Origin of the sequence: Thiomicrospira microaerophila (assembly GCF_000934765.1) — a bacterium.
GTDB classification, from domain to species: Bacteria; Pseudomonadota; Gammaproteobacteria; order Thiomicrospirales; family Thiomicrospiraceae; genus Thiomicrospira; species Thiomicrospira microaerophila.
Map to the genome: position 1 here is coordinate 53,396 of NZ_JYNN01000017.1, position 9,487 is coordinate 62,882.

The window sequence follows — 9,487 nt, forward strand, 5'->3', positions numbered from 1 at the left end:
AAAACAGTTCGCCAGGGGAGTTGTCGCCATCAGCCTTAATGCCACCGCACCGCAGAAAGATGGTCTTGACTTTGTTATTGTCTTTGCAATTTGTGCTATCTTAATGAGCTCAGATTTTTACGGTCAATACATGGGCCATATCCGCAACCTGCTTACCAGTACATTAGAACCGGTTGAGCGGCTGGCGGCTATCCCCACACAAATACACAAGTGGTATACACATCGCTTGCAGGACAATGCTAGCCTACAAAATCAACTCCTTAAGTTAAATACAGAAAATTTACTGCTCAAAGCCCGTTTACAGCGGATGGAAAGTCTGGAACAAGAACTCGAGCGCCACCGTCGTTTACTCGGCACGACTGGCCGAATGGATAACCAAAGTTTACAAATTGCGAGCGTGTTGTTCTACAGCAACACCCCCCTAACTCAATACTTAACCATCAACAAGGGCGCGCTGGATGGTGTCAACCTAAATCAACCGATTATTGATGATAAAGGTTTAGTGGGCCAAGTGACCAGTCTCACCCCCACCGCCAGCCGTGTACTAAAAATCACCGACCCCAACCATCAAGTACCTATCCGGGTACTGCGCACAGGACAACGTGGAATATTAACAGGCCTGGGTCAAAACCAGCTTGGCATTGATTTCATCCCCACTAGCGCAAACCTGCAGCTAGGCGACTTAATTGTAACCTCTGGACTAGGTGGAATCTTCCCAGCAGGCTACCCTGTCGCAACGATTACGGATATCACTCAAATAGATGGCCAGACCTACTATTCGATTAAAGCCCAACCGATTGCTGATTTATTTAATGCGCATGAAGTATTGATTCTTTCCGGCTTCCGAGGTCAACCATGATTCAAAGCTATCACGACACCAGCTTTCAAACAGCTAAATTTATTGTTATTTTTAGTTATTTCGCTGCGCTTGTCATCAATGTTTTTGCGATAAGAATCGATTGGTTATTGTTAATGCCACCCATTACTTTGTTAGTCTTGATGTTTTGGGTTGTGCAAATTTTAAATCAAACTCACCTTTACACGGCACTTGCGCTAGGGCTTTTGCATGATGCGCTGCACAACACACTGCTTGGCAGCCACAGCCTACTGTTTATTGTGATAACTTTTATTATGCTAAGGATGCGCTTACGTTTTCGCAGCGTGCCGCTATGGCAACAATCTCTGATGGTCGGCATTTACATGCTATTATTTCAAACAGGGCATTTTTTATTCTACACCCCTCTACTGATCGATAACGCGTTATACCTTTACTGGTCGATGCCACTGGCATCGGCTTTTATTTGGCCAGCTATCGTACTTGTATTAGGGTTATTATCCAAACCTAGTCTTGAATCATGAGCTTTTTGCAGTTTGACGAAACACGCGCGAGTGCCAAGCAACAACAAAGTTTTAAATATCGCTTAGTCTTTGTTGTGCTATTTATTTTTATTGTATTTGCCTTGTTGATCGTACGCATGACCTATCTGCAATGGTTTAATCATGAAAAATTTTTAAATCAAGCAGAGGGCAATCGAGTTACGGTACAAACCCTGCCGCCACAACGAGGGCAAATTTTTGATCGCAATCAAGTCCTGCTTGCTAAAAACACTTCCAGCTACAGCCTCAGTTTTCGACGCGAAAACATTTTAGACTCAACACATACCTTTGAACAAATTCAATACCTTTTTCCTGAGATACCTACATCACTATTAGAAGACTTTGCCCATCGCTTAGCACGCACGCCACGCCACCGTGACACGGTGCTTCCCTTCTCGCTCAGCGAGCAACAAGCCGCACGCTTTGCCGCTAATCGCTACCGTTTTCCAGGTGTCACACTCGAAGCCAGACTTAAACGCGTCTACCCTCATCAAGACAGTGGAGTTCACGCGTTAGGTTATGTCGGGCGCATCAGCCAAACCGACCTTCAACGCCTCGATACCGCCCGTTACCGTGGTACAGATATAACGGGACGCGCCGGAATCGAGCGCGCCTATGAGGATCTGCTACATGGCTTTCCTGGACTGCAAACGGTTGAAACTAACGCACAAGGACGAGTCATTCGCGTCCTTAACACCATTGCGCCGGTTGCAGGACAGGATATTAATTTAACACTGGACGCCCGACTACAAAAATTTATCGAAAACAGTCTTGGCAATCGACGTGCGGCTGTTGTTGCACTTTCACCGCTCAACGGTGAGGTCTTAGCCCTTGTTAGCACACCCACCTACGACCCCAACCTCTTCGTTGATGGCATCAACCATACTGACTACAATGCCCTACTCCATAACCCTAACAAACCTTTGATTAATCGCGCTATACGCGGCCAATATCCACCTGGCTCGACGACTAAACCCTTTATCGCGCTGGGCGCGCTCGAACAAGGCTTCACCAGCACAACAGAGCGCCTATTTGATCCAGGTTACTTTGAATTTCAAGGCCATCGTTATCGTAACTGGCGACGTGAAGGTCACGGTTGGACCGACCTAAAACGCTCAATTGTGGAGTCTGTGGACACTTATTATTATAAAATGAGTTTAGATATAGGCATTGACGGCCTACATAGCATGCTATCCCCTTTTGGCTTTGGTGAACGCACAGGAATTGATATACCGGGTGAACTGACCGGCATTCTTCCCTCGCAAGAATGGAAGCGGCGCACCCATAACGAAGCCTGGTATCGTGGGGAAACGATTATCTCCTCAATTGGCCAAGGCTATAACCTGGCAACACCGATACAACTGGCTACGGCCACCGCCATACTGGCTAACCGAGGACGTATTGTTCAGCCGCACCTCTTAAAAGGCGCTGTGACCCATAGAGATAATACAGATGATACACCGCAGCAAATACCGATTAATAACCGCAACAACTGGGAGTATGTCATTCAAGGCATGGTTGATACCGTCCACACACCCAGAGGCACGGCCTGGTCTGCAGGCCGCCATATTCGAGGCTACCAAATCGCTGGAAAAACCGGTACCGCCCAAGTGTTTAGCTTAAATGATGGTGAATACAATGCCGACGACCTTGACCAACGCTTGCATTCACACTCGTTGTTTATTGCTTTTGCACCGGCTTCCAACCCTAAAATTGCCATCGCCGTTATTGCAGAAAATGCAGGAGGCGGTGGCCGGGTAGCGGCACCGATTGCCATTGATGCCATTAACTACTACTTAAAAGAGCTTGATAAACCATGATGGATAAATGGCTCAGCCCAGCAGACCAAACCTATGTCAAACCCACTAGCTGGCTAGCAAGGCTACACCTAGATGGCTGGTTACTGTTAGGGCTTCTTTTACTGCTTGGCACCGGTTTAATCGCCATTTACAGCGCCTCGGGGGGGGATATCAATGTCACAAAAAACCATGCTATTCGTATTTTACTTGCGCTTGGCCTGCTCGCTGTTTTTGCCCAAATCCCACCTAAAACACTGCTTTTCTTTACACCCTGGGTGTTTATTGCAGGCCTGGTCATGTTGGTGGCGGTCATTATATTTGGCGACACGGGCAAGGGCGCACAACGCTGGTTAGATTTGGGCATCATTCGATTCCAACCCTCGGAACTGATGAAATTAGCACTCCCGATGATGGTAGCCTGGTTATTCGCCTATAGCGCCTACCCCGCACACCCAGCTCGATTTGTGCTAGGGTTCTTCATTGTTGTTCTAACGGCAGGCTTGATTGTGGTACAGCCGGACTTAGGCACCTCGATTTTAATTGCCATGAGTGGCTTGTTTGTATTATTTTTTGCTGGCTTACCCTGGAAATTCATTGTTGGCGCATTAGCAAGTCTAGCCATCAGCTTACCGATTGTTTGGAACTTTATGCATGGCTATCAAAAACAACGCGTGCTCACCTTTTTAGACCCTGAAACAGATCCATTAGGTGCCGGCTATCACATTATCCAATCAAAAATTGCCATCGGCTCTGGTGGCATTGAAGGCAAAGGCTTTATGGGTAGCACCCAGGCGCATCTTGATTTTCTACCTGAAAGCACAACGGACTTTATTTTTTCAGTATTTGCCGAAGAGTTCGGCCTGATCGGTGTTGTTGTGCTGTTAGCACTCTATAGCTTTGTGCTTTTGCGTGGACTCTATATGGCCTACCGTGCACAAGACGTTTTTTCTCGCCTAGTCGTCGCCAGCTTCACAATGACATTATTTGTTTATGTTTCCGTCAATATCGGCATGGTAAGCGGTTTATTACCGGTGGTCGGTTTACCCTTACCACTTGTGAGCTATGGCGGCACATCGATGGTCACATTAATGATCAGTTTTGGTATTATGATGTCCATTCATACCCATAAAAAAATGTTATCTCACTGAATCCTGAATTGTTGCACGGCCAAAGGTTTAGATTTAGCTAAACTTATGTTAGATTAATAACAATTTTTTAACTTACACAGATAAGGCTTATGAAAACGCATTCAAACAAACCCTTTATATTCGCCATCCTAAGTTTTCTTGTATTCTTCTTTAGTCTCCAAGCCAAAGCCAACGCGCCTTTTGTATCGCCTGTGCCTCCCTCATTTGCCGGTACTGCGCACATTGTACTCGATTACGATAGTCACGCGATTATTGCAGATAGCAACCCAGACATGCTCATCGAGCCGGCCAGTCTGACTAAAATAATGACCGGCTATGTTGTATTTGATGAACTCAAACAAGGACGCATGAAACTTGAAGATCTTGTCACCATCAGTGAAAGAGCTTGGCGCATGCCAGGTTCACGCATGTTTATTGAAGTCGGCAGACAGGTTTCTGTTCAAGAATTAATTAAAGGCATGGTCATTCAATCCGGCAACGATGCCAGTGTTGCCTTGGCTGAACACATTGCCGGCACCGAAGAACGCTTTGCGCAACTAATGAATCAATATGCCCTTAAATTAGGCATGAACAACACAAATTTCCTGAATGCAACCGGTCTTCCAGATCCAGAACACCTTACCACCGTACGCGACCTATCGATACTCACCCATGCACTCATCCGCGACTTTCCAGACTTCTACAACTGGTACTCAGAAAAGCGCTTCACCTTTAACGGGATCACCCAATACAACCGCAACCGCCTACTGTGGCAAGATCCAACCGTCGATGGATTGAAAACGGGGCACACCTCCTCAGCCGGCTACTGCCTTGTATCTTCGGCCATGCGCAATAACATGCGTGTCATTGTGGTAGTTGCAGGCACAGAAAGTGCCGCTCAACGCATTAGCGAAAGCCAAAAGCTCCTCAACTATGCCTTCCGTTTTTACGAAACCCATAAGCTTTATGAACAAGAACAACGCCTGATTGATGCACGCGTCTGGCTCGGTCAACGTGATACACTTGGATTAGGTATCGCAGATGAGGTCTATGTCACCGTACCCCGCGGTCAATACCAAAACCTCAAAATTGACACGCTTATCCCCAAACAAATTGAAGCTCCAATCGCAATCGGTGACCAAATTGGTCAGTTAGTGGTGAGTTTCAATGATGAAATCATCATTGAGAAACCGCTGATCGCCCTTGCCAACATTGAGCAAGCGTCCTTCTTTAAACGTTTAATGGATCGGATCAAACTCTTGTTCCGTGGTTTGCTTGGTAAAGAAGACTAAGCTGACATGAGTGACCAAATTGTATATTTAAATGGCGAGTTTATGCCGATGGCTTCCGCCCGCATTTCGCCCATGGATCGCGGGTTTTTATTTGCCGATGGTGTCTATGAAGTTATCCCTGTTTACCAGCAAACCTTATTTGAATGGCAAGCGCATTATCAACGCCTAGAAAACAGTCTAGCCGCGGTAGGCATCATCAACCCATTTGACAACCAGGCCTGGTTGTCAATATTGAATAAATTAATTGCATCACATCCTTGGCAGGATCAATTTATTTACTTACAAATCAGCCGTGGCGTGCAAATTCCGCGTGATCATTTGCCGCAAAAAGACCTCACCCCAACGGTATTTGCCTATACCAACCCGCTAAAACCGCTGGCCGCGTCTATTTTAGAAAACGGTATTAAGGTCATTACACTTGAAGATATTCGCTGGCAGCGCTGCGACATCAAAGCGATTGCACTGCTCCCCAATGTCATGGCTAAACTTCAAGCCCAAGCTGCAGGGGTGGATGATGTCATTTTGATCAACCAGCAAGGTAATGTCACCGAAGGCTCAGCAAGCAATATGCTGATGGTTAAGGAGGGGGTCATCATCACCCCACCTCTCAGCCAACATATTTTGCCCGGCATTACCCGTCAGGTTATTGAAAAACTGGCGCAGCAGCACCATATCAGCTTTATCGAGCGCGAAATCAATCAAGCTGAACTCGAAACCGCCGATGAATTGTGGCTTGCCAGCTCAACCAAAGAAGCCCTGCCGATATGCCAACTCAACGGTCAGCCCGTTGGCGATGGCAAACCAGGACAAGTCTGGCAAAAACTGCGCGCCCATTACCAAGACTACAAACAACAAATAACGAATAACGAATACCTAAAACAATGAACCAAAACGCAATGAACCAAAACCCAACCACTGAAAAACCCGACACACTGATTGAGCTTCCCTGCCACTATGAACTCAAAGCCATGGGCAGCCATTGCGAAACCTTTATAGAATTGGTGTACAGCGTCACTCAAAAGCATGTGCCCAACGTTGAGCGCGAAGCGATTCGCCTCAACCCATCGAAAAACGGCAAATACGTGTCAGTCAAAATCAAATTCTACGCCACCCAGATCGAACAGATTCATGGCATTTATGGCGAGCTCAACGACCACCCTGATGTACTTTGGACGCTCTAAACAACGCGACCTGATGGCATGTCAGTCATAACGGTTAAACACCTCGGCCTACAAGACTACCTGCAAACCTACCAAGCGATGCAGGCCTTTAGCGCACAACGCCTGCCCGATACCACTGATGAAATCTGGCTAGTCGAACACCCCCCCGTATTCACCCAAGGCCTTAACGGTCAAGCCGAGCATATTCATCAAAGCCTGCGCGACATTCCATTGGTGCATACCGACCGAGGCGGACAAATTACCTATCACGGCCCTGGGCAATTGGTCATTTACGTGCTGATTGACCTGCGGCGTCGCAAGCTGGGTGTGCGTCAACTGGTTAGCCTACTTGAACAGTCGGTGATTGACTTACTCGCTGACTATCAACTAAGCGCCCAAGCGCGTGCAGATGCCCCAGGCATTTACCTTGAAGGCAAAAAAATTGCCTCGCTTGGCCTAAAAATAAAACGCCAAACGAGTTACCACGGCCTAGCGCTCAATATCAATATGGACCTCACCCCCTTTGAATGGATCACCCCCTGCGGCCTGCAAGCCATGCAAATGACACAGCTTGCCGACTATTTGCCTGATGCCACTGTCGCCGACATACAACCCGACCTGGTTAGACACTTTCGACAACAACTCGAAAATTCGCCTATAATGACCGACTAAAATAAAAGACATCAATACAACCCCACACTCAGCGAGCGGCGCCATGCAAAACTACCAAGAAATCACACTCGACCAAATTGGCGGACTAAAAGCCCGTAACCAAATGATGAGCAAGGGCGAATACAAAACCAAATCACTCAAACACAAACCCGATCCAGAACGCACACGCCTCAATAAACCTAGCTGGATACGCGCCAAATTACCCAAAGCCAAAGACATCCACCGCATCAGTGAACTCAAAGGCATTCTGCGGGAAAACGGATTGCATACTGTCTGCGAAGAAGCCTCCTGCCCCAATCTGGGTGAATGCTTTGGTCACGGCACCGCCACCTTTATGATTATGGGCGATATCTGCACACGCAAATGTCCGTTTTGTGATGTCACCCATGGTCGCCCCAAACCGCTCGACAGCCACGAACCCCAACACATGGCCAACACCATCAAAGCGATGCGCCTTAACTATGTCGTGATTACCTCGGTGGATCGTGATGATCTGCGTGATGGTGGGGCCAAACATTTTTTACACTGCGTGGAAGCGGTGCGCCAAACGTCGCCCCATACCCAAATTGAAATCCTAGTACCCGACTTTCGTGGACGTTTAACCGTGGCACTTGATACGCTGGCACACTGTCCGCCTGACGTACTCAACCACAACCTTGAAACCGTACCAAGACTCTACGAACAAGCTAGGCCTGGTGCAGACTATCAAGCCTCGCTCGATTTATTAGCGCGCTTCAAGCAATTGCAACCCCATGTCAAAACAAAATCAGGGTTAATGGTCGGTTTAGGAGAAACCTTTGAAGAAATGGTGCAAGTATTAAAAGATTTACGCGCTCATCAGGTGGATATGTTGACCGTTGGCCAATACCTCCAGCCCAGCTTGCATCACCTTGCCGTCGAACGCTATTGGACACCGGACGAATTCAAACAACTCGAAACCCAAGCCTACCAACTCGGGTTCAGTCATGTCGCCTGCGGCCCAATGGTCAGAAGTTCCTACCACGCTGACCTCCAAGCCAAAGGCGAATTTAACGCATCAGTAGGTTAGAGGTGGTTAAACATCTTCTAACAAAAGTCCATCAAGGCTTAAAAGTTCAACCGCTTCCAAACCCTCTAAGGCATCACCGTTATAAGTGATGAGCCTGCAACGCTCATCATGATTTTGAAAGTGTTTAAATGCATTGAGTTCACGCAAACGGGTTTTATCATTATCGATTTCATAAGCCACCTGATACAGCGTTTTTTCACTATAAAAATCAACTTCAACCTGGTTTTTTCGATAACACACACTGGGGTCTCGTTGATACAAATAACAAAAAACCAAATTCTCTAACGCCTGCCCCCAGCCGGGACTTTGCCTTGGTGCGGTTTGCAAGAACCCATTATCCAAGGTATAGAGCTTTTTAACCGACTTAATTCGCTCTTTCGGTTTGTTATGGTAGTTATCAATGCGCTTTAACAGAAACACATCCTCAAAAAAGCCAATGTATTCCTTAATGCTTTTATCACTCACATCAAAAATCTGAGCCATTTTGCTATAGTTCAACACATTCGTTGACTGCCCCAGCAGATAATAAAATAACCGCTCTACCAACTCGGATTGGCGAATCTTAAAGCGGGGCACGATATCTCGATAAATAATGTTTTTCGCATAACTATTGAGCAGATCCTTTTTTATAATCGGATCAGTCAACGTAATCACCTCAAAAAAGCCACCCCATTGCAGGTAATCCTGTTTAGCAATCGCAATCTGAATCCGATTTGTAACCCGTTCAAGCTCATTGGCATGAGCAATGTTTTTGTAATGTAAAAACTCACTAAATGAAAAGGTATTTAGAGTCCGCTCAAAAAATCAGCGAACAAAAAAACGGATAATTCGAACTCAGCGCCAATTTGTTTTTTTCATGCGCTGAACATTGCGGGTGATGGCGTAATTCTGTGTTCTTGGATGCGATAGAAGCCATAAATAGCCTATAGGGCGAGAATAGCCAGCTGTTTTGGTAAAAATAGCGCCAAAAAAAGGCCTTCAACAGCACCAATAGGTTCATCACCAAGAAGAT

The 9,487-nt window shown here is 46.6% G+C and carries 11 protein-coding genes; 9 read left to right on the plus strand and 2 right to left on the minus strand.

The window, feature by feature from the left end; all coding sequences use genetic code 11:
- The first annotated feature begins 103 nt into the window (after positions 1-103).
- From mreC to lipA, 9 genes are all read left to right on the plus strand, one after another.
- Positions 104-859: a rod shape-determining protein MreC gene (gene mreC / locus NA59_RS07240; protein WP_044410260.1), complete on the plus strand. Its 756-nt coding sequence runs from the start codon at positions 104-106 to the stop codon at positions 857-859.
- Entirely contained in the window at positions 856-1,359 is a 504-nt protein-coding gene (mreD, locus tag NA59_RS07245) for a rod shape-determining protein MreD (RefSeq protein WP_044410263.1), read from the plus strand. Before mreC ends, mreD begins: the two co-directional genes overlap by 4 nt.
- On the plus strand, positions 1,356-3,197 hold the full coding sequence (gene mrdA / locus NA59_RS07250) for a penicillin-binding protein 2 (protein WP_052501522.1): 1,842 nt from the start codon (positions 1,356-1,358) through the stop codon (positions 3,195-3,197). Before mreD ends, mrdA begins: the two co-directional genes overlap by 4 nt.
- The gene (rodA, locus tag NA59_RS07255; protein WP_407701051.1) at positions 3,197-4,324 is read left to right on the plus strand and encodes a rod shape-determining protein RodA; all 1,128 of its coding nucleotides are present in this window, start codon (positions 3,197-3,199) and stop codon (positions 4,322-4,324) included. Before mrdA ends, rodA begins: the two co-directional genes overlap by 1 nt.
- Before the next feature lie 89 nt (positions 4,325-4,413).
- Entirely contained in the window at positions 4,414-5,595 is a 1,182-nt protein-coding gene (locus NA59_RS07260) for a D-alanyl-D-alanine carboxypeptidase family protein (RefSeq protein ID WP_044410269.1), read from the plus strand.
- 6 nt (positions 5,596-5,601) lie between these two features.
- Positions 5,602-6,480, plus strand: a complete 879-nt coding sequence (locus tag NA59_RS07265) for a D-amino acid aminotransferase (RefSeq protein WP_044410272.1) — start codon at positions 5,602-5,604, stop codon at positions 6,478-6,480.
- The gene (locus tag NA59_RS07270) at positions 6,477-6,776 is read left to right on the plus strand and encodes a YbeD family protein (protein ID WP_083945007.1); all 300 of its coding nucleotides are present in this window, start codon (positions 6,477-6,479) and stop codon (positions 6,774-6,776) included. Before NA59_RS07265 ends, NA59_RS07270 begins: the two co-directional genes overlap by 4 nt.
- 18 nt (positions 6,777-6,794) lie before the next feature.
- Positions 6,795-7,427, plus strand: coding sequence for a lipoyl(octanoyl) transferase LipB (gene lipB, locus NA59_RS07275; RefSeq protein ID WP_044410276.1), 633 nt, complete (start codon positions 6,795-6,797; stop codon positions 7,425-7,427).
- A 43-nt stretch (positions 7,428-7,470) separates the two neighbouring features.
- Entirely contained in the window at positions 7,471-8,475 is a 1,005-nt protein-coding gene (gene lipA, locus NA59_RS07280) for a lipoyl synthase (protein WP_044410279.1), read from the plus strand.
- A gap of 6 nt (positions 8,476-8,481) precedes the next feature.
- Here lipA and NA59_RS07285 read toward each other — a convergent pair whose 3' ends face one another.
- Complete coding sequence (locus NA59_RS07285; RefSeq protein WP_232504054.1) at positions 8,482-9,120, minus strand: ATP-binding protein; 639 nt, start codon at positions 9,118-9,120, stop codon at positions 8,482-8,484.
- A gap of 151 nt (positions 9,121-9,271) precedes the next feature.
- The coding region (locus NA59_RS15550) for a hypothetical protein (RefSeq protein WP_232504055.1) at positions 9,272-9,487 on the minus strand (216 nt) is incomplete at its 5' end.